This window comes from Paenibacillus foliorum (assembly GCF_013141765.1).
GTDB lineage: Bacteria > Bacillota > Bacilli > Paenibacillales > NBRC-103111 > Paenibacillus_S > Paenibacillus_S foliorum.
The window spans coordinates 91,861-112,500 of record NZ_WHOD01000082.1; the positions used below are offsets into that span (position 1 = coordinate 91,861).

Sequence of the window (20,640 nt, forward strand, 5' to 3'; positions counted from 1 at the left end):
ACTTATCGCAACCGCATCATTTCTTGTTTGGCCGCTGGCTTCAGCGGTAATTCCAGCTTCAAATTGATTCCGTTGACCGTCCGAAATTCAGCATGCACCTCATTGGCTTGGGTGGACCCGTCAAGGGCAGCATTCGCCTCGTCATCAGCATAACCAGCCGAAGCATCCAACATTCCTCCATCCCCTTCGCTTAAGCGGAAGGCAAATACCAGCAAAGCCTGCTGTATCGAGCGGAAATCGAACGACTTCCTCTCCCCTGCATACAGAACATAATCGAGATACAGCTTCTGCTCGTCTCGTGTAAGCTCCCAACCTAGCTGTTCTCCATCAAACGCGGCAAACAATGCTTTCACATTCATCGTTGAAGCTGCGACTTGCACTGTTATTGATTCCGCATTGGTTTCAAAGTTTTGAGCCTCTACCTGCTCCAAGCTGCCTCCTATTTCAAATCGAAGTCTTAGATCTGACGTTTCTATCACCCCGTCAATGAGATCGAGACTGATATGGGTATCCCCTCCATTGGTGCAGAAACCGATCCCGAACAATATGTCCCCCTGCTGCTGAGCGCTTGAATAAATCGCTGATGAATAATCATAGCCGTCATGCAGGAACCGCAGGTGAATATAACTAAAGCTCTCGCTATTCTGGACATAGCCAAGCAGATTACGACGTTGATTCCACATCACGTCCTTACTGAAAGTGCCCACGCTTATGGGGCCGTTCATATAAGTAGTAGCACCGTTCACTGTACGGCCCGACTCGTCTTTATGGATAGCTTGCAGGATCGTTGATGTTTCTGTATGTTGAAAAGCAGGCAAATACATTTCCGGGCAATGAATCTCATTGCCATACCAGTCCAAATTATAAATAATATCCTCGTTGGCTCTTAAAGAAAGGACACCTCCGCTCGCCATTTGCAAGAAGGATAACACCTCCGGTGTCATCACCGTGCTGTAGCTGCGACTGTGCGGCCCGGACCATTGCCGGCTCGGCGCGTGGAAATGCTCTGCAACCATGCGCCATGCGACATCCAGCATGCCAGCGCTAAGCTCCTTCGCCTCTGCAAGGCTTGTTGCAGTATGGATGCTAGCCAGCTCTTCAATCGCTACGATCGTATAGGTCGGGCTATTATACTCCTGGAACGTCCCCAGCTCCTTCGTATAATCGCTGAATTTGCGCAGCCTTTCAAGACCATAATCAGCATATGGCTTGTGCCCATATACTTCCCCTGTAAGTAAGGTGACGAACGCGCCCATGATGGCGATATTCGTGTAACCGGGACCGACGTTGCGTTTAATGATCGCGTCGCAGGCGCAGAAGAGAGCATACCGAATCTGCTCTCTTAAGGCAGGGCTGAGCAGCTCGGAATGCCTCTGCTCGGCGAGTACCAGCCGCTTTCCGCAGAAATCGGCCCAGTTCCAATCAGGAGGAGCCATCATGGTGAGCGGCTCCTCCATGAACCAGGACCATATACCGAACGTGGAGTTCTCACGATTCTGATCCTGAAGCCCGATCACCTTCTCCAGAATCTCAGAAGCCCGCACAATATTGTCCGGCAGCCCACTATCGAGCAGGGCCAGCGCGTAAATAAGTGCCTCACGTGTTGGATGGGTATAATCCACATTTTTCAATGTACTGTGGTAGCCAGGGGTGCGGAAGGGCTTGCGAACCATCTTTACCTCAGGGGTATATTCCTTGTGCCAGCTGTCCAACCGCCTTAGAAGCATTTGTTTATGATCGAAAGACATAATTGAGTACTCACTCCTTATTGGGATTATTAAAACAGATCCAACAGCTCACAAACAAACAAGCCCCCTGCTCCTTTTGGAGCGGGAGGCTCCGCAGAACTTCTAATGCTTACTTGCCTTTCACATTCTTCTCATACCATTGCTGTGCCAGCTTATCGACATTATCTCCGCCGAGACGCTTCCATTCCTTGCGCAGCTGCTCAATACCCCATTGAGCATTGTACTGGCTGCCGCCTGTGATGACCTTCGTTTCGATCTCCTCGGCTAACGGCGTGAAGGAGGTTGCCGTCTCGCTAAGCTCAGGGAACGTCGGGTTGAAGGGAATATCCCGCCTGAATTTATTTTTCATCGCGACCTTAAGCGATTCACCCTGCACCTTCGCATAATCCTGAGAAATAGCATCCTGCGCGGCCATAATCGGGAAGTCCTCCGGTTTCGGGCTCCATTGGTCAAGCACTGCATACTCAGGAGCGTAGATGGTTTCTTTTTTGTTTTTGTCCGCATCAATCGCCTGCGGCACTCCATTCACCAGCTTGTAATGGACTCCCTCTTGACCAAATCTGACATCAAACCAGTTTTTCTCGACCATCCAGTCCAACAGCTTCACAGCTGCTTCGGGATCTTTCATGTTCTTGTTAAATACAATCAGCTTATTAGCCGGAGGCTCTTGAAACAGCCCGAACTTACCATACTTCGTAGATACAGGCTCCAAAGGAACAAGCTTGGAGTCGGGCACATTTTGCTTCAGCTCGCGATATTCAGGTGAAATGTTCCAGCTCGCCATATACACACCGGCTTTTCCCGTAACAAACAGCTGTCTTTCCTTTTGATAGTTTTTGTCCGTAATGTATTCCTTGTCAACCAACCCTTCGTCAAACGCCGTTTTCAAAAGCGCCAAGACATCCATATAGCGGTCGGTAAAATTACCTTTTACCATCTTATCGTTCTCCAGATACCACAATCCGCTGTGAGCGGCATACATCGCCTGAATAATACCCGTGTAGTTAAAGTTAAAGGCTGCGCCAAGCGTATCATTTTTTCCATTGCCGTCCGGGTCCTTTTCCTTAAATGCCCGCATGACAGTCAACAACTCATCCATGGTCGTGGGCGCTTTTAAACCCAGCTTATCAAGCCAATCTTGGCGTATCCACATCCCATGGTTAGCAATCGCATCAATACCGCGGGCACTCGTAGCAATATAGGTTTTGCCGTCAAATTGTGTATAAGGCTTCAATTCTGGATGCGCTTTCAAATAGCTTTTGTAAGAGGTGCTGTATTTCTCAATATAATCGTCTATCGGTTGTATCGCCCCTTGGTCCTTCAAGGTCGACATATAGTCGCGGCCAAATTCCCACATCAGATCCGGCGCTTCACCCGCAGCAATCAATGTGTTAAGCTTCTTTGTTGATTCTGTCCGTACGACAGGTACCCATTTCACGTTAATACCTGATTTCTCATTAATATACTTGGTTGTCCGGTTGCTTTCGTAAGTCCCTTCGTCACTTGCCACTTGACCTCTGTCCAGGATCGAAACGCTAACTTCAAGCTTCTTCTTTTTGTCGGTCCCGCCGTCCTTCTTGCCTGTATCTCCGCTGCTGCCCGTACCGCCGTCTGAGGAGCATGCTGCAATTGTGAATAGAGCAGCCACTAGTATTAGCGCCATGTTTTTTCGTTTCAACATCATCGTTCGCCTCCGAATATGAATTTGGAACCGTAACAGACCGGCTGGCCGCCTGGTCGGCATCCCCTCTAACCTTTTATGGACCCGATCAATACACCTTTAACAAAGTACTTTTGCAAAAATGGATAAATACATAAGATCGGCATGACGGAAATGATGATAGCTGCGGCTCTGATTCCTTCCGGTGTGACCAGATTTTGCATCGTGGCTCCTTCGCCACCACTCGTAGCATTCGAATTGAGAAGATTGAGACTGGTCGTATCAATCATCTGCAGCAGCTTGACCATAAGAGACAATTTGCCTGAGCTCGTAATGAACATCAGCACATTCATATACGAGTTCCACCAGCTTACCGCGTAAAATAATGTCAGAGCCGCTATGATCGGCATCGATAAAGGCAGAATGATTTTCCAAATAATAACTAAATCATTAGCGCCATCAATTGCTGCCGATTCTTCCAATTCCGCGGGCAGGTTCTCAAAGAACGTTTTCATAACGAAAAAATTATACGTGCTAAGCAGCCCGGGAAGCCAAAGTGCCCAGTAGGTATTCATAATCCCCAAAGTTTTGATCAGAATGTAATTAGGAATCAGCCCACCGCCAAACAGCATCGTGAAGGTAATGATCATCAGAATGAGATTTCTTCCCTTCAACCGTTTCCGGCTTAAAGGATAGGCTGCTATGATCGTTGCCACAATATTTAAAGCTGTCCCCACCACAGTGATCAATAGAGTATTTTTCATCGCATTAAACAACTGACCATCATCAATCAAATTAGAAAATGATATAAAAGTGATTTCCTTTGGCCATAAAAACACTTCTCCGGACATGATAGCCCGAGAGCTGCTCATGGATGTAGCCAGCACATGAATGAACGGAAATAACGTCATCATGGCAAGCACAGCCAATAGTACATATACAAGGCCGAAGATCAGCTTTACCGTAAACGACTGAGTGCCGGACATCGCATTCCCCTCCTAAGAGTTTTCGTTAGAAAACTTGCTGCGTAAGCATAGACTTACCATAGCCCGTTTTCACCCATGGCTTTAATAATTTTATTAACACTTACGACCAAAATAAGACCAATAATCGATTGAAACAAGCCAAGGGCGGTAGTGTAGCTGTACTGTGAGCCTTCCAGACCAACATGATACACATAAGTGCTGATAACGTTGGAAACTTCATAAACGGCTTTATTCTGCATAACAAAAATATGCTCAAAGCCGACATCCATCATCTGTCCCACACGCAAAATGAGCAGAATAGCAATCGTGCTGCGGATACCTGGAAGCGTTACATGCCATATCCTGCGCAGCTTGCTGGCCCCGTCGATCTTGGCCGCCTCATACAGCTGAGGATCAATCCCTGCAATTGCCGCGAGGTAAAGAATCGTACCCCAGCCGGCATTTTGCCAGATTCCTGATAAAATGAAGGCGATTGGCCACCAAAAATTACTGGCCATAAAATAAATTGGCTCAATTCCTAGCAGCTTGACAAGCACAATATTAACGACGCCCGTAGAAGGGGACAAAAGCGCAATGACGATACCGCCAAGCACAACCCATGAAATAAAGTGAGGGATGTACAGCAGGTTCTGGATCGTCCGTTTGTACCACTCGATTCGAACTTCGTTCAATAGGATTGCCAATACAATCGGAACCGGAAAAGCGAATACGATGCTGTAGATGTTCAGCAGCAGCGTGTTTTTTAATACCTTGAAAAAATCAGGACTTGTAAAGAGCCTCTCGAAATGCTTAAGTCCAACCCATTGACTCCCCCAGATTCCATCGGCAAACCGATAATTTTTGAAGGCAATGATCTCGCCGAACATCGGGGCGTACTTGAAGGTGAAATAATACGCTAATATAGGAAGAAGCAGCAGGTACAAATATTTATCCCGCTTCAGGTATTTCCATACCAGCTTCAGCCTGCTCGGCTGCACCGATTGCCTGATTCCTGCTTGCGCGGCTGCCCCGCCCATTTGTGATTTCATAGCTACACCTCCCTTCTGTTCTGCTGCTTACAACCTTCATGGTAGCCGCAGCAGTACTGCTTTGGAAATATTCCCTTTTTATGCTTTGATCCATTTTTAACCAAATGAGTATATTCAATTTTTATCCTCTTCACTTTTTTTAAGATATTGGGGGCTCCCCCGAAAATAATTGGTATACACTGCATAGGCTCTCATCACTTTCGGGGGACTTTGTTATGGTTTTCCCTGAACTCCCCTGGCGTTTGCCCGGTATATTTCTTGAAGATACGAATAAAGCTTTGCGTACTGTTGTAGCCTACACTTTCGGCAATCGCATTTACCTTCCGCTTCGGATCGAGCAGCAGCTCCTTGGATTTCTCCATACGGAATTGAATTAAGCAATCCATAAAATTCGTTTCTGTTGTTTCCTTGAACAGCTTGCTCAAATAAGGAACGCTTAGCTGGAACTGCGAGGCTAACAGATTGAGCGACAGGTCACTATCCATGTAATGCTGCTCCAGATATTCCATCACCTGCTTGATCGTATCGTTATTACCCCTGCTTATCCGTTTCTCTTCCGTGCGAACAATCAATTGATGCAGGAAGGCGGAGATGTAGCTCTTGATGTCGTCCACATTGGCGCAGGATTCGATCCGGTTATAAATATTTTCTTTAGGGTCCAGAAACTCCTTAACCTCCAGTCCTTTATCCGATATGACTTTAATTGATTTCATAATTAATTGCATACACATTTGCTTGATCATTTCCGGAGGGACGTTGCTAGCTATAATTTCTCCGAAAATTTTGTCCAGCTGCGCCTCCAGCTTCACCTTATCGGTGTCACGAATGAAGTTAACCACCGAATCGCTCATCCCTGAAATGCGATAAAATTTATCGTTATGATTGTTACCTGCAATATCATCAATCGATACAACCGAGTTGTCGCCCATGATCAGCTTGTATTTCAGAGCATTTAACGCTTCCTGATACGAATTATGAATCCCTTCGAGATGTAATTGAGGACGGCCTACTCCAATCGTAACTGTTTGCTTGAAATGGCCGGCCACGTAATCCTTAACAAGGTCAGCCACCTGCAGGGCTTGTATCTGGTTGCCTTGGCTGTCATCCTCTTCAAAGCTCATGATCAAGGCCACTCTTCCATCCGTTAATTCCACCGACACTCCTTTGCATACACCAGCAACCAGCTCTTCCGCAACATTGCTAATCGCATAAGTGAATAGATAGACGTCACGCGGGGTCGCTATATCCTGAATGCGATCCAGTTCAATGACCAGCACAACAAAACGTACGTCATACAGGTTAATGCCAAGCATGTCAAAATACGGCTTCATCCGGCTATAATTGGTCTTATCCCCCATCAATAAGCTCATAATAGAGCGCCATTTTAGGGCGGGTAAGCTTTCATTCATCTGCTTTTGCAAGGTTTCATTATCTGAAATAATTTGTTTGAAAAACTTTTCCATATACGTAAGGTCGCCAGGACGGCCAATCTTCTTCTCAGTAAACGAACGGAAGAACAGCTCCAACGGACGGAATGTGTAGTTGCTTACTGCAAACACAAGCGCGATGGCAAGCAGAAACATCCCAACCGCAATGGTCAGCAGCAGATTACGTATGATTTGCAGCGGCCGGTTCATCTCCGGGTTCGGGATAATGCTCACATACTTCCAACCGTTATAAGCGGAGGTCAAATAAAACGTAGTATAGCTGCCGTTATCCGTATTTTGGGTTAAATAACCGCTATCTGTTAGCTGATCTAATCTCGGAGCCCCTTCAATGCTGCTAACAGGCTGAAACAGCTGATTCTTGTTTTGGGACGATATGATCATTCCCTGCTCGTTAATAACCAAGGTTTGCCCAGCCCTTTGTTTATCCACATTCTGAATCAGGTTGGAAACTGTATTCTCAGCTACATTGACAATAATTGCTCCTTTGCGAAACTGCGGCATGCTGATGAGCGGGTATGAGCGGACGAGAGTGATAACATTTTTATCAATATGCAAGCCAGAGCTAATCTCTGTAATTTTCCTGGTGTCGAGCCACTTCTGATAACTTGTCATAGATGTAAAAGCCTCACGCCATTTCATATCATAAAAGTCAGCTTCGTCGGAAAAAGTAGTATCGGTCAGCAAGCTTTTGTTCTCCAGAGAATATAAATAGAAGGATGAAATATTGCTGTTAGCGAACATCAGAGCCTTAAATCGGTCATTCAAAACCCGAAAATGGTTAAACCGCAAATCGTCATTAGCGTAACGTCCATGTAGAAAAAAGGAGACATCCGGCGCTTGAATAAAGTTAATCGTATTCGTATCGATTTCCCGAAGCATCATCTCGATTTTTTGCTGAATCAAATTGAGCAGCGCGACATTCGTGCTTCGCACTTGATCCTCCAGACTTCCTTTAGAGCTTAAGTAGGATAGCCACACGGTTGAAGAAATAATTAACAAGAAAAATATTCCATAGATCACTTTAAACCTTGCAGAAATGTTCCCCTGTAAAAAGTGCATGACGATGGCTCTCCTTTCAAATAAAGTCGATGTAAGTTTCAAATTATTTATGGACAGAGTCTTTGTAAGCGCATTCAAATCGTTTGATTTTGTTGTTATCTTTGTTATCCGATTTATTTATTTCTTTAATTCCACAATATAACATCCGCATAGCATACTCAACCAGAGTTTATTGAAACCATCGGCACACAGGAAAAAAACTGTGAGTGTTTAGAAGAATCGAGCCCTAATGTGGGGTTCGACTGCCCACCATGCACCCCTCCCTTGCTTGACTGCATTCACTGCCTTATAATAAAAGCAAGTGACGAAGAACGTCCCCTTTCCATTCCGACGAGTGGAGAGGGGACGTTCTTTATTTTTCTGGAGGGATGAGAAAATGACTTTAAAAGAAGCGCACGACGTATTTATCCGTCATCATCTAAAAAGCAGGTCAGGGGAACGCCGCAACCGACTGGAGAGGGGACATCTTCATGGAGAATCGCTGTTTCTAAAAAATGTCTGGTGGCCGCTCCGGGGAAGTTTCGATGATCTTCATCCAGAATATGAAGTTCTGGATTGGCGGGGCAGGTCTTACTTTGCCGATTTGGCCTGGCTGCCGGGATTCGTGAAATTATTATTTGAAATAAAAGGCTTCGCTGCTCACGTGCGGGATATGGACAGGCAAAAATACAGCAACGAATTGAATCGTGAAACGTTTCTTCATGCGATGGGATACTCCGTTATTTCCTTCGCTTATGACGATATCGAACAGCGTCCCGATCTTTGCATCGCATTGCTTCGCATGGTGCTGAGCAGATATCAAACTAGCCAAGTGCCGATCTCTCGCGCATTGATTGCTGAAAAGGAAATCATCCGACTCTCAGTTCAACTTGCTCAGCCTATTCGACCGAAGGATGTGGAGCGTCATTTTGAGATCGATCATAAGACGGCCGTCCTTATGCTGCAAAGGTTGTGTACAAAAGGTTGGTTGCGTCCTACTTTTCGCGGTAAAGGAGAAAGGATCGTCCGGTACGAATTAGCTCGTGGTGTACTGGATTACTTAGATTAAAGGGAAAATATCCAGTTAATTTTTTGCTTTAATTATATTTATAACGAATTAACTGGAAACAATCCCGTTAATCATAACGAATCCGGTCCATTCTTGCACAAACACCCATTTAGGTGGAGGATTTCCAGTTAGTCTTACATTTTTCGATGTAAAGGCCTCATTAGCTGGAGGGTTTCCCTTTAAATGAATTCTCCCCGTAGCAAGCTGAGGGGGGAGGGGCCATCTTCAGAATTAAAGCAGGGATCATCGCCGGATTTGGAGCAATCGCTAGCAATAGGGACTCCGATCGTTACAAAAACATTTTGTTTGGTATCCATTATTACTATATTCTTCTGGACAGCAATAACATTTATCCGGTATCCGCAACACTCTAATTCTATAATCTCCAAGACAGAAAAAACCTGCCACCACTAAACGTGGCAGCAGGTTGCTGATGAAGCTTCTTCCGTATACTTAGCTCTTAAATGCCCAAAGGCTTCAACGTTTGCATCATAGCATCATGAATGTTACCGTTCGTACCGACAATATGCTTCACCGTCAAACTGTAAGGATTGCCGAGCGTATCGGTCACCGTTCCTCCTGCTTCCTCGATGATAAGTACCCCTGCAGCGATATCCCATGCGTTGAGGCCATATTCCCAGAAGGCTGCCAGCTTGCCTGAAGCAACGAAAGCCAGATGCTGTGCGGCCGAGCCAAATGCACGAATGGTACGGCATTGAGGGCCGATCTCCTGCAAGCTTTTCATAACGGCATCACGCGTTTTCTTTTTCGATGGGAAGCCGGTTGCAACTACACTTTGTGCCAGCGTCTCTACACGAGAAACCTGGATCGGCTTCCCATTTAGTGTGGCTCCCTTGCCTCTCTCCGCCGAGTACATGTCATCCCGGCATGGATCATAAATGACTCCGACCATAATCTCTCCGTTGCACGCAAGAGCTATAGAGACCGTAAAGCCCGGTATGCCCTGCACGTAATTGCTAGTTCCGTCAATCGGATCCACGATCCATATGAAGTGCTCGGATTTGGCTCTCTCCAGCCTATCTTCCAGCAGCTCCTCATTGGCAAACGATTCTTCCTCTCCCAGAAATGCATGGTCGGGGAACACCTCAGCCAACCGCTCACGAATTAACTGCTCAGAGGCCCTATCGATTTCTGTAACGACATCGAATGCCGAGCTCTTTTCCTCGGTAACAAAGTCTGTGTCCATCTTGGACTTGATCATGATACCCGCTTCTCTTGCAATCCGTTCAGCTGCCTCCAAATAACTCATGCTAGCTCTCTCCTCTTTTCCTTAAATTCCCCAATAATAGCTGCTATAGCATGACTTTCATGATGGACGGTCACGGCATCTGCTGCATCCGTTAAGAGCGGATGAGCATTTCCTACAGCATAACCCAGGTCGGCCTCTATGATCATGGTTAGATCGTTTAAGTTATCACCAACCGCTACCGTATATAGCTCGTCTACTTTCAACAGCCTTACCAGCTCCCGAAGAGCCGTCCCCTTCGTAGCATGCTGCGGCAATATTTCCAAGTAATTCGACTCAGAATAGACCATTTCGCAGGGCAAGCTACTATCCCTTACGGCCTGTTCAATTTCTTTAGCAGCTTCAATCCTTTCACTAATAATAAGCAACTTAGTAACAGGTCCGAGCATAAGCTTGTCTTCAAAGGTCAAGCATTTCACTGCATCCTTAAGCTCATGCTTTTCTAATAAGGCATTCCGAAGCGGAGCATACACTTGACCTCCTTGGTAGACCAACAATACCAGGTCATCCGATAGGCGTCTCATAATAATGTCCCACAAAGCCTGCGGGAACGTTAGCTTCCGCTCATAAAGCACCTTGTCTGTAACCGGGCAATAAATTTTGGCTCCATTATACAGAATCACAGGCAAGTCCAGACCCAGCTTATGGATAAAGGGCATAACCGCCTCCTCCATACGTCCCGTTGCTAAGGTAAACAAGCCTCCTTTTTCAATAAAACGTTTAATCGCTAATTCATTTTCCGAGCTAATTTGCTGTGAAGCATTCAGTAAGGTTCCGTCCAGATCAGAAATCAGTAGTATATTGTTCACATGCTCCAACCACCCAGCTACTAAGTTATGTGGATAACGTACTCTCTTTTTGTCCAAAGCTTTTCATTGCAGATATATGGTTCGACTCCATCGAAAGAACCACATCCATTGCGGCGATTTGTTCCAGTGCGGCGACTAGCTTCTCCTGCTTTTGTATCTTAAGACTAAACTGCATATGCATGGAAGGGGCTTTGGAATGATCTGCTGTATCCACTTCATCCGAGCTCATTTTCAAACTCACAATTTGCAGATCATAATTTCCAAATATCGATGCGATCCTGCCTAGAGAGCCCGGATTATCAACAATTTGTATCTCCACCTCATGGTATCTCCGATTTCGCAGCAGATGCTTTTCCCATTTATTTAATAAAAATAAGCTGATCAACACAAGAAATGTAGCGAGGAGCGCACCTATATAGAAGCCTGCTCCTACGCTCAGCCCAATGCCAGCCACAACCCAGACGGAAGCTGCTGTCGTTAGCCCTTTGATCATATTTCCATTGCGCAGAATCGCTCCTGCGCCAAGGAAACCAACGCCGCTTATTACTTGAGCAGCCAAACGCGCCGGATCCATACGGACGTTGCCTTCGTTGACGAATTGTGAGAAACCATAGATGGATAGCAGCATAATGGTCGCAGATCCCAAGCATACAAGAATATGAGTACGGAAGCCCGCGGCATGATTGCTCCATTCCCTTTCAATACCGATCAAGCCACCCAATACCACTGCCAGAATCATCCGCAGCACCAATTCCCAATGCGTTATTTCCCATACACTTAAGCTAGCTGTCCCCATACATTTCTACCCTCCAACACCGACACGTTAAAATGATGATGCACCCAGCTTAGCTCCAAGATTAGCTGCTGGTGCCGATGGTGCAGAGCCTTCTCCGTTGCCCCGCTCTACAAGCACCCCCGTCTCCTTGTCATACACATTTACCTTCTCGAGCGGGAACGTCACCCATACCATTTTGCCGATTGGCAAATCCAGCTCCCCGATAACCTTGGCCAGGATCAGGTTCTCACCGCTGGTGGTCAGCTGAAATAAAGTTTCTGATCCGGCTGGCATAACCGAATATACCGATAGAGGTATGCCTCCCTCGACCTTTTCCGATGAAATTTGGATGTCCTCAGGGTAGATAGCTAAGGTTACCTTTCCGGAAGGAGGCTGCGTGCAAGGAACCACAAGTGCCCCCAGCTCCGATGTCGTAATTATCATCCCGTTGGAATACTTGCAATCAGCATCGACGAAATTAATTTTGGGATTACCGATAAAATCCGCAACACGGATATCTATCGGATGCCGATAAATATTACGCGGTGTATCGACCTGAACCATATTGCCCTCGAAGAAAATAGCAATCTTCGTGGATAAGGTCAAAGCCTCAACCTGATCATGGGTAACATAGACGATCGTTGTTTTCAATTCGCGGTGCAGCCTTTTCAGCTCCGCTCTCATCTCTAGGCGCAGCTTGGCATCGAGGTTGGAAAGCGGCTCATCGAGGAGCAATATCCTCGGCTCCGTTACTATTGCCCGGGCAATAGCAACACGCTGCTGCTGACCGCCGGATAGCTCTGAAGGATAGCGGTCTTTATATTTGCTGATCCGCATTTTCTCCAATGCGTTTTCCACCTTCGTACGAATCTCCGCCTTAGGCATTTTGTTAATCGATAGTCCAAAGGCAACATTGTCGAACACCGTCATATGCGGCCATAACGCGTAGCTTTGAAACACCAAGTTCAACCCACGCTTGGACGGGGGAGCGTAAAAGCCCTTGGCCCCGTTAATCATTTCCTTGCCGTTGATGGTCAGAATCCCTTCTTCGGGATTCTCCAATCCAGTTATAACCCGCAAAGTGGTCGTTTTACCGCAGCCGGATGGACCGAGCAGCGTCATGAAGTCTCCATCCTCAATATACAAATCGAGGTTTTTTAGAATATGATTTTTATCAAAATATTTATTGATTTTCTCAAGCTTGATTCCACTCATATGGTTAGCCTCCTATGCCCTTCGAAAGATCTGCTTTGCCGTACTTGGTTGCCACAAAATGCGTGATCATAATCAGCGCAATAATAACAATGACGATGGCATTAGCGTATTGCTGATAACCCTTTTCCGCATAGCGGAACGTAAGCGTCGTAAGTGTGCTCGTCTTGGGAGTCACAAGCAGTATAATCAAGTCCAGCTCCTTCATTGCGCTTATAAACAAGAGCAGGAAGGCGCTAATTAATCCCTTGCGGCTCAACGGCATCATAATGCTGAAGAATCTTCGCGGCCATGAAGCTCCATGAAGCTTCGCCGCTTCCTCCAGTTCACCGCTGATTTGGAGCATGGTGCTCGTACCTGAGCGTGTTGCGAAAGGCAGCTCTTTGACTATCGTTATGAGGATGACGAGCGCCAAGGTTCCATAGAGAGCAGGCAGCAGAAATTTAGGCTGGGCAAACATGGACAAGTAAATCGCTGCAAAGGAAATGCCTGGAATCAGATAAGGCATGAAGGACAACTGCTCGACAAGCTTTCCGGAAAGCGTTTTTCTTCCCTTCGAGATTACGTAACCGAATACAAGTCCCATTACAGCAGCTATAGCAGCAGCTACAAACGCAATAGTCAATGAATTTTTCAAGCCTAGCAGGATGGAATCATTCTTCAGAATTCCCACTTCACCGGAAGCGATACTGAAATCTGAATCCCCAAACCAATAATGCGTAGTCAAATTGCTTAAGCTGTAATTGCCGTCCTGCAGCATAAACGTTTGCCATAACAGCAGTAGAAGTGGGAATATACCGGCCAAAAACATGAACAGGAATACAAGAACAATGGCCGGAACTTTCCATACACCAAGCGGATTAAGATTTTTCCTTGAATCCTTGCCGCCTATGGTTGCGTAGCTTTTTCTCTTGCCAATGGCACGCTGGTTGAAATAAATAGTTAACGCAGAAATGATAATCAGAATCAAGCTTAGTACATAAGCATCGGAGATCATCCGGTTCTTCATACTGCCGTACAGCATCGTTGCAATTGTGTAATACTTAACTGGCAGTCCAAGAAAGGCGGCGGCTCCGAACGTCCCCATACTTTTGGAGAAGGTCAGAATCAGTGCGGACAGAATGGCCGGCATAACTAACGGGAACGTAATCTTTTTCAAGATCGTAAAGCGGCTTGCTCCCAAAATATCGGCTGTTTCCTCCAAGCTGCTGTTGATCGAACTTAGTGAAACGGCGATAAGCAGGTAAAAGAAAGTGTAATAGTGACCTACAAGCACGATGGAAATCGGGAAAAATCCGTAAGAAATCCAATCGGGTGGATTGATGCCAAACAAGTATTGCAGCATGCCCTGTGTGCCGCCGACCCGGTCATTCTTGAAGACGATCAGCCAGGCAAATGATTTAATCCAAGAAGGCAGCATATAAGGAATGATGGCTAGAAAAGCAAATGTCTTCTTGAAAGGCAGATCGGTACGAGTAACGAGCCAAGCTAGCCCACCTCCGACAACCATGGAGAAAAAGGATACAAACAGCGCAATGTTGAACGAATTCAACAGCGGTTTATAGAAGATCGATGAGCTTATATCACTGTACAAGACATGCAGCCAGTGGTTCAGGGTAAGATCCCCCGGTACCGCTTGGGGATTAGCCCGAATATCCTCGGGATGCCAGGTCAACGTATGCGAGATGATTTCCCACATTGGGATGACAATCGTATAGCCTAAGAAAATAATGGCAATGAGACTGATTAAATGCAGAGGATTCGTGAGGCTGCTCTTGATCATATTCATTAAACGAACCAAAGTGAATTTGGAGGCGGATCGGTTAGTATATTCGATGTTGTTCACCCGCTATTCCCCCCTTCTAGTTCCGGTTCGACTAGGATGTTGTTTCATGTTGTTGCCTCCTTCAATCGTTGAACGGATGCCAGCACATGCTCGCTGAGGGATCTGTCCTTATCAAATTTATCCATGGTGAGCTCCAAATTATATACACCTTGGTATCCAGCACGCTGCAGGCTTCCAACATAGTGCTCCAGGGGCAAGCTTCTCGCTTGAGTCAACGGGTTGTGCGTACCGGTTAGTCCGAGCCCGTGAATATGCGTATGATAGACTCTTTCTAAAAAAGAGGGAGGCGGGAGATCCTCCATGTGTACCTCGGGTGCAGCTTTCAGACCGCGTTCATCCATTAGGTTTGAGTAATAATGACCCATATCCCATGTGATGCCCACATAAGGACTCTCAACCTCATTCACTATCCGCTGTACACCGCCTATCGAATCTCCCGGATCTACCTTGCTTGTTTTCTTCCGGTTATTTTCGATGCCGATTCTCAGCGGAAGCTGCTCCGAATCAATCACTGCGACCCATTCGTGCAAGAGCTTGACTGTTTGCTGATGCAGCTCTTCCTCTGACCCCGACTTGGCGTCAAAAGCGTGCAGCGCCATCGTCAAGCCATCTTGATACTTATGAAAATGGTTCAATATATAACTCATGGAAGGGTAAATCTCTGAGAATCGCGTACCTGGATGCTCCCCGGCCACATGACCGTGAACCGTTAGCTTCAGGCCCGCGTCCCAAATCTGCTGTATAAGCCCCCGATACGCCTGTTCATCGGCTCCGCGTGGAAGAATTCTAACCTCGATCGAGCCTACGCCTGCTGTCTTCAAGGCATCTAGCAGCAGCTCCACCTTTTCATAATGTGCGATCAGATCGTTGGTGCTTTCTCTACTGAACTTGCCTAAGAATACAGGACTTTGCAATGAAAAGCCTAGCATGGTTTCAACACTCCATTCCGAATGGCTACTGATTTTTTATCCAAAAATTAACGACATCTTGATAAACCTTATAAAACTTTTCGCTGTCATACTGCCAAATATTAAGCTCATTGATGTTTTTCGAATTTTTATGCTGGACATCCGATCGGGTCATCCAGGAACCGATTTCATTAAACGGTACCGTTCCCTCGCCCTTGCCGTCCGTTTCTCCAGCCATCCAACGAACTAACAGCTTTGCAGCATTCGGGTGAGGCGCTTTATTGCCTACAAACAACAGACCTTCGTCGGCAACGGAAAGCTTGGGCTTCATATCCCAGATGATGTCTGCCTTTAAGCCCTTTTCCGACATTTTGCGAATATCTCCAGATACTCCGATGAACACAGGCGCTGGTTTGTTGGGAGCAGCTTTGCCTACAGCATCCTGACCGTCTCCGCTGCTTTTGACAAGAATCACATTCTTATAAAACTGCTGCAAAAATTCATAGCCTGCGTTTTTCGTGCCGTTAAGGACGATATCTTTGCCGAACTTCTCCTTGTACGCTTTGGCCATATCATCGGAATTGACGACGAAGGCTACGAACATATCCATTTGGGCCGGTGACTGCAAAGGATCGACCATAAGCACTCTGTTCTTCCACTCAGGTGTGGTCAGATCCCACCAGTTTGTAACCGGCGGCGTTTTATTCTGCTCCGTGTTATAGAACAAGGTGCGGAATTCCATGTAAGGTACAAAAGCAATGCCTTCGCTCTTGTAAGGCTCATGGATCTTGGAAGCAATGTCGCTCGGCAAATACTTGAAGAGCATTCCTTTCTTGACGAGCTCTTCTTCAATAGCGCCTCCCACTTCTTTGGTCAACACAAGATCGGCGTTGAATATGCCTGCGGCTTGCTCCCGGATCACTTTATCCATAATGACATTGGACTTGAGATCAAATGCCTCGATCTCGACGCCCGGATACTTTTTCTCGAACGTTTTCTCAACATCGTTAATTCGACCTGAGGTGGAGTATACAGTCACTTTGCCTTCTTTTTTAGCTTTTTCGTACAGCTCATCGACGGTTTCAGTTTTGTATAATCCTGCGCTTTCGGCCCATTCGGATTTTACGGCTCCTGCTGGACTGGCGGCTGCGCCGGCGACCTTTTTATCGGCTGATGCTGGTGTTCCTGTTGATGTCGGTGATGGAGTTGGAGTTGAACTGCTGCAGGCTGCGAGTACAATGGTGAAAGTTAGTAATAATGCGGAAATATTCCTCACTTTTTTCATCTAACTACCTCTATTCTCAACGAATTAGTACTGCGTTACATCCTTCATTCCATCTCACCATCACTGCATCTTTAACCAGAACTCTCTGAACTTAACGAAATTTTTATAAAAATAATCGGAATCATAATCCCATACGGAAAGCTTGTCGATAGCCGGTTGATCAGTACGCCCATTATCGATTCGGGTGGACCAGGATCCCATAACATTAAATGGTTTGAAGCCATCTGCTTTCCCGTCAGCCTCTCCTGCCATGTAACGGATCATCAGCTTAGCTGCATTAACATTCGGTGCTTTATCCGCAACGTATAAGTAGGAAGGACCCACAACTGAAATTTTGGGCTTAACATCATACGTAGCTGCAATGCTTAGCTTTTTCTCAATGACATCCCTTAATTTACTGGAAGCACCAATGCCGATAGGCGGTTTGCCTTGGGTTGATACTCCTACTGCCTCAACAACCTCATCGCTTGACTTCATGAGTACCGGATCATTTTTCAGAAATTGCTTGATGAATTCATAAGCCGCGTTCTCCGTGCCATTTAGGACAATATCCTTGCCGAATTTATCCTTGTACGCCTGCTTCATTTCATCTGAATGCTGCACCATAGCCAGGAATAAATCCATCATATCTGCGGAATCGATCGGATCGTTCAGCAGCACCTTGCCCTTCCATTCCGGCTGAGTCAAGTCCCACCAATTGGTGATCGGAGATGTTTTGTACACATCGGTATTGTAAAAGATCGCTCGCAAGCTAAAGTACGGTACCAAGCCACTGCTCTTGCTCTTATACGGCTCGACCATTTTATCGGAAAGATCCTTTGGAATATACTTATGCACCAGCTTTTTCGTAGTCAGCTCAGTTGTAACAGCTCCGATGGCATCTTTGACGAAAATAACATCCGCATTGTAGATTCCTGCCCCCTGCTCTCGAATGACCTTCTCCACGATGTCGTTGGTGGACATATTAAAAGCCTCGACCTTCACACCCGGATATTTTGCTTCAAAAGTGGCCTTAACATCTTTAATCCGACTTGATTGGGAATAGACCACAACCTTGCCTTCACCCTTCGCCTTAGCGTACAGCTCGTCAGTTGTTTCCGTCTTATTCAGCCCGTTCTTCTCTGCCCAGTCTGATGCTGCTGCTACATTACCTTCTTTGGCTGCAGGCTTGTTGCCTTCAGCCGTAGTAGCGCCGCCTCCCGTTGTCTTACTGCTGCACGCCCCAAGCATAACCAGTAATCCAAGCCCGACTAAAAGCGAACTGGCTGCCTTCCCCTTTTTCTTCATTTCCATAAAACCTCCGATTTGGTTGTGATTTAGAAATCATCAATATGAAGGCGTTTTCATGTTGTTTTGTAAAACAAAACTTTAGTAAGGGAAGTCCTAGTTATCACTACTGCTGCTTCAACCAAAAGTCACGTACCTTAGGAGAATTCTCATAAAAGTATACCGGATCGTACTTCCATACATTTAGCTTAGATAGCGGTAATTCTTCCGCCTGTGCAACATCTGAACGCGTTGACCATGCGCCTGCAATATTGAATGGCTTCAAGCCTGCAGCTTTTCCGTCCGCTTCGCCTGCCATCCATCTAATTAATAATTTGGCTGCATTAGGATGCTTCGACTGATCGCCTACATATAACAGAGCCTGCTCAACCTGAGAAACCTTAGGCTTCACATCATAGGAAACACCCAGCTTCAATCCTTGGCCTTGTGCTTCTCTTAGCTTTGTAGAAACGGCTAGCCCGATTGGCGGCTTCGCTTGACCCGTTTTACCTACCGCTTTGACAATATCTCCACCTGAATTAGTTAGAATAAGGTCGTTTTTAGAAAGTCTCTTAATAAATTCGTAGCCGGCATTAGGCGAGCCATTCAGTTCGATATCCTTGCCGAATTTGTCCTTATAAGCCTGTTTCATATCATCCGCATTTTGAACCATCCCTAGAAACAAATCCATTGTATCGGCAGATTTCATCGGGTCGCTCAGCATCACTCTGCCCTTCCATTCGGGTGTCGTAAGATCCCACCAGTTGGCGATCGGCGGCGTTTTGTATACTTCGGCATTGTAGAAAATGCCCCTAGCTTCAACATAGGGTACTAAGCCTTCAACTTGACTTTTATAAGGCTCCGCCATTTTACCGACGATATCACTTGGCATATACTTGTGTACGATACCCTTTTTCAACAGCTCCATTGTGAAAGTGCCGCCCGTATCTTTGGTGAAAACAACATCGGCATTGTAGATGCCGGCTCCATGCTCTCTGATCAGCTTCTCGAGCATATCGACGGAGCTGATGTTGTAAGCCTCCAGTTTAATCCCCGGATATTTGGCTTCAAAGGAATCCTTGACATCACTGACCCGGCTCGACATCGAGTATAGAACAACAGAGCCCTCACCCTTGGCCTTGGCATACAGCTCATCCGCCGTTTCCGTCTTATTAAGGCCGGCGCTCTCCGCCCAAGACGATGACGCAGCACCGGGTGCTGCTGCTTTCTTATCCCCGCTGCCTGTTGTACTGGAGCCGCAGGCGCTCATAGCTAATACGGATGCGCACAAGCCCATAATAACCGCCGTTCTACCAATAGTTCGCTTTACGTGTTGCATGGATAGTTTTCCCCCTTTTCATTAGCAATCCATTCGGTCCATGAGACTGTATATCCATCTCCAATATTGCTTACACAGTATTCATAAAATTGCCTTACATAGGTTAATCGATCTACAGCAGCTTGATATTTATAGACGTCCTTCGGATCCATTCTCTGAAAATCTCTGCCCCCAATTTGCATTTGACGCCTAGTATGATCCTCAAAGCCTACTTCATCCGCATTTCTCATCATATCGTACATACAAAAGAAGGTACTGGCTCGCCCAACGCCGCCACGACAATGAAAGTGAAGCCAAACGTCGTCAGGAAGCGCTTTCACCCATTCGATAAAATGATCCACTTCTTGATCCAAAGGACGATGGTGGTCGGTAACGAAGAACCGCTTATACTTAAGCCCCTCCGCCTCCGCAAGCTCCTCCTCGCTCAGAATCTGCTTTGGATCCTGTACAGGGCCGCCTATATCGACCGACTTGCCCTTCAGTTCATCAAAGGTGATCGAAGGCTGATTTTTTAAACCGTTCAACAATTGCTGTTCCTTGATGATAACCTCATCATTGCTTAAACCTTTGTTAGCTCCGTTATGCAAACCAAACCAATTGACCGCCATTCCATTGACAAAGCCATGATTCTCTTGCCGCAAATCAACAAGAATGATGGGCAAATCACCGATAGCTTCTTTCATCGACTGCAATTCACGCTGCGAGTATTGTCCGCTGGCTGATGCCTTCAGCTCCACGAAGCCTTTCAGATCCGGGATTTGAGCATTTACTTCGTCAACGATTACGGCATCTCTTGACATTCGGAACCTTTTTGGCAGCTCGCTGCTGTCATTATTTCTTTCGACCACTAAATGAATGGGTGAAGCTTCAACTTGTTTATCAGCACTTTCTAGCATAAGGACCTCTTCCCCCTCTAATGCTTTTCATTCTAAAACAAATTCTGCCTCGCCCAAACA

General features: G+C 46.3%; 16 protein-coding genes. 1 reads left to right on the plus strand and 15 read right to left on the minus strand.

What is annotated here, in order from left to right; translation table 11 throughout:
- Window positions 1-2: 2 nt before the first annotated feature.
- The 5 genes from GC093_RS22020 to GC093_RS22040 form a co-directional block, all read right to left on the minus strand.
- Window positions 3-1,748, minus strand: a complete 1,746-nt coding sequence (locus GC093_RS22020; RefSeq protein WP_171654058.1) for a DUF8769 domain-containing protein — start codon at window positions 1,746-1,748, stop codon at window positions 3-5.
- A 109-nt stretch (window positions 1,749-1,857) separates the two neighbouring features.
- Window positions 1,858-3,432: an extracellular solute-binding protein gene (locus tag GC093_RS22025; RefSeq protein WP_246315033.1), complete on the minus strand. Its 1,575-nt coding sequence runs from the start codon at window positions 3,430-3,432 to the stop codon at window positions 1,858-1,860.
- A 65-nt stretch (window positions 3,433-3,497) separates the two neighbouring features.
- Window positions 3,498-4,394 carry a carbohydrate ABC transporter permease gene (locus GC093_RS22030; protein WP_171654059.1) on the minus strand — a complete coding sequence of 299 codons (897 nt, stop codon included), beginning with the start codon at window positions 4,392-4,394 and terminating at the stop codon, window positions 3,498-3,500.
- 53 nt (window positions 4,395-4,447) lie between these two features.
- Window positions 4,448-5,422, minus strand: a complete 975-nt coding sequence (locus GC093_RS22035; protein ID WP_281365291.1) for an ABC transporter permease — start codon at window positions 5,420-5,422, stop codon at window positions 4,448-4,450.
- 194 nt (window positions 5,423-5,616) lie between these two features.
- Window positions 5,617-7,929 carry a helix-turn-helix domain-containing protein gene (locus tag GC093_RS22040; protein WP_171654060.1) on the minus strand — a complete coding sequence of 771 codons (2,313 nt, stop codon included), beginning with the start codon at window positions 7,927-7,929 and terminating at the stop codon, window positions 5,617-5,619.
- A gap of 376 nt (window positions 7,930-8,305) precedes the next feature.
- Between GC093_RS22040 and GC093_RS22045 the strand changes: the two genes are divergently transcribed.
- Window positions 8,306-8,977 (plus strand): hypothetical protein, encoded by a 672-nt coding sequence (locus GC093_RS22045; protein ID WP_171654061.1) that lies wholly within the window; start codon window positions 8,306-8,308, stop codon window positions 8,975-8,977.
- 460 nt (window positions 8,978-9,437) lie between these two features.
- Here GC093_RS22045 and GC093_RS22050 read toward each other — a convergent pair whose 3' ends face one another.
- From GC093_RS22050 to GC093_RS22095, 10 genes are all read right to left on the minus strand, one after another.
- Window positions 9,438-10,247 (minus strand): inositol monophosphatase family protein, encoded by an 810-nt coding sequence (locus GC093_RS22050; protein WP_171654062.1) that lies wholly within the window; start codon window positions 10,245-10,247, stop codon window positions 9,438-9,440.
- Window positions 10,244-11,053: an HAD family hydrolase gene (locus GC093_RS22055; protein ID WP_171654063.1), complete on the minus strand. Its 810-nt coding sequence runs from the start codon at window positions 11,051-11,053 to the stop codon at window positions 10,244-10,246. Before GC093_RS22055 ends, GC093_RS22050 begins: the two co-directional genes overlap by 4 nt.
- A 25-nt stretch (window positions 11,054-11,078) precedes the next feature.
- Complete coding sequence (locus GC093_RS22060) at window positions 11,079-11,849, minus strand: MgtC/SapB family protein (RefSeq protein WP_171654064.1); 771 nt, start codon at window positions 11,847-11,849, stop codon at window positions 11,079-11,081.
- A 27-nt stretch (window positions 11,850-11,876) separates the two neighbouring features.
- Complete coding sequence (locus tag GC093_RS22065; RefSeq protein WP_171654065.1) at window positions 11,877-13,043, minus strand: ABC transporter ATP-binding protein; 1,167 nt, start codon at window positions 13,041-13,043, stop codon at window positions 11,877-11,879.
- 4 nt (window positions 13,044-13,047) lie between these two features.
- The gene (locus GC093_RS22070; RefSeq protein WP_312886591.1) at window positions 13,048-14,886 is read right to left on the minus strand and encodes an ABC transporter permease; all 1,839 of its coding nucleotides are present in this window, start codon (window positions 14,884-14,886) and stop codon (window positions 13,048-13,050) included.
- 44 nt (window positions 14,887-14,930) lie between these two features.
- The gene (locus GC093_RS22075; RefSeq protein ID WP_171654066.1) at window positions 14,931-15,815 is read right to left on the minus strand and encodes a sugar phosphate isomerase/epimerase family protein; all 885 of its coding nucleotides are present in this window, start codon (window positions 15,813-15,815) and stop codon (window positions 14,931-14,933) included.
- A gap of 25 nt (window positions 15,816-15,840) precedes the next feature.
- Entirely contained in the window at window positions 15,841-17,079 is a 1,239-nt protein-coding gene (locus GC093_RS22080; RefSeq protein ID WP_171654067.1) for an ABC transporter substrate-binding protein, read from the minus strand.
- Between the two features lie 60 nt (window positions 17,080-17,139).
- On the minus strand, window positions 17,140-18,366 hold the full coding sequence (locus GC093_RS22085) for an ABC transporter substrate-binding protein (RefSeq protein WP_171654068.1): 1,227 nt from the start codon (window positions 18,364-18,366) through the stop codon (window positions 17,140-17,142).
- Window positions 18,367-18,472: 106 nt separating this feature from the next.
- Window positions 18,473-19,684: an ABC transporter substrate-binding protein gene (locus GC093_RS22090; protein ID WP_171654069.1), complete on the minus strand. Its 1,212-nt coding sequence runs from the start codon at window positions 19,682-19,684 to the stop codon at window positions 18,473-18,475.
- Window positions 19,672-20,580, minus strand: a complete 909-nt coding sequence (locus GC093_RS22095; protein WP_171654070.1) for a phosphatase domain-containing protein — start codon at window positions 20,578-20,580, stop codon at window positions 19,672-19,674. Before GC093_RS22095 ends, GC093_RS22090 begins: the two co-directional genes overlap by 13 nt.
- Window positions 20,581-20,640 lie beyond the last annotated feature (60 nt).

Bases quoted from the DNA above. Each gene is read 5' to 3' on its own strand.
- GC093_RS22020 (WP_171654058.1), bottom strand. From the start codon at position 1,748: ATGTCTTTCGATCATAAACAAATGCTTCTAAGGCGGTTGGACAGCTGG.
- GC093_RS22025 (WP_246315033.1), bottom strand. From the start codon at position 3,432: ATGATGTTGAAACGAAAAAACATGGCGCTAATACTAGTGGCTGCTCTA.
- GC093_RS22030 (WP_171654059.1), bottom strand. From the start codon at position 4,394: ATGTCCGGCACTCAGTCGTTTACGGTAAAGCTGATCTTCGGCCTTGTA.
- GC093_RS22035 (WP_281365291.1), bottom strand. From the start codon at position 5,422: ATGAAATCACAAATGGGCGGGGCAGCCGCGCAAGCAGGAATCAGGCAA.
- GC093_RS22040 (WP_171654060.1), bottom strand. From the start codon at position 7,929: ATGCACTTTTTACAGGGGAACATTTCTGCAAGGTTTAAAGTGATCTAT.
- GC093_RS22045 (WP_171654061.1), top strand. From the start codon at position 8,306: ATGACTTTAAAAGAAGCGCACGACGTATTTATCCGTCATCATCTAAAA.
- GC093_RS22050 (WP_171654062.1), bottom strand. From the start codon at position 10,247: ATGAGTTATTTGGAGGCAGCTGAACGGATTGCAAGAGAAGCGGGTATC.
- GC093_RS22060 (WP_171654064.1), bottom strand. From the start codon at position 11,849: ATGGGGACAGCTAGCTTAAGTGTATGGGAAATAACGCATTGGGAATTG.
- GC093_RS22065 (WP_171654065.1), bottom strand. From the start codon at position 13,043: ATGAGTGGAATCAAGCTTGAGAAAATCAATAAATATTTTGATAAAAAT.
- GC093_RS22075 (WP_171654066.1), bottom strand. From the start codon at position 15,815: ATGCTAGGCTTTTCATTGCAAAGTCCTGTATTCTTAGGCAAGTTCAGT.
- GC093_RS22080 (WP_171654067.1), bottom strand. From the start codon at position 17,079: ATGAAAAAAGTGAGGAATATTTCCGCATTATTACTAACTTTCACCATT.
- GC093_RS22085 (WP_171654068.1), bottom strand. From the start codon at position 18,366: ATGAAGAAAAAGGGGAAGGCAGCCAGTTCGCTTTTAGTCGGGCTTGGA.
- GC093_RS22090 (WP_171654069.1), bottom strand. From the start codon at position 19,684: ATGCAACACGTAAAGCGAACTATTGGTAGAACGGCGGTTATTATGGGC.
- GC093_RS22095 (WP_171654070.1), bottom strand. From the start codon at position 20,580: ATGCTAGAAAGTGCTGATAAACAAGTTGAAGCTTCACCCATTCATTTA.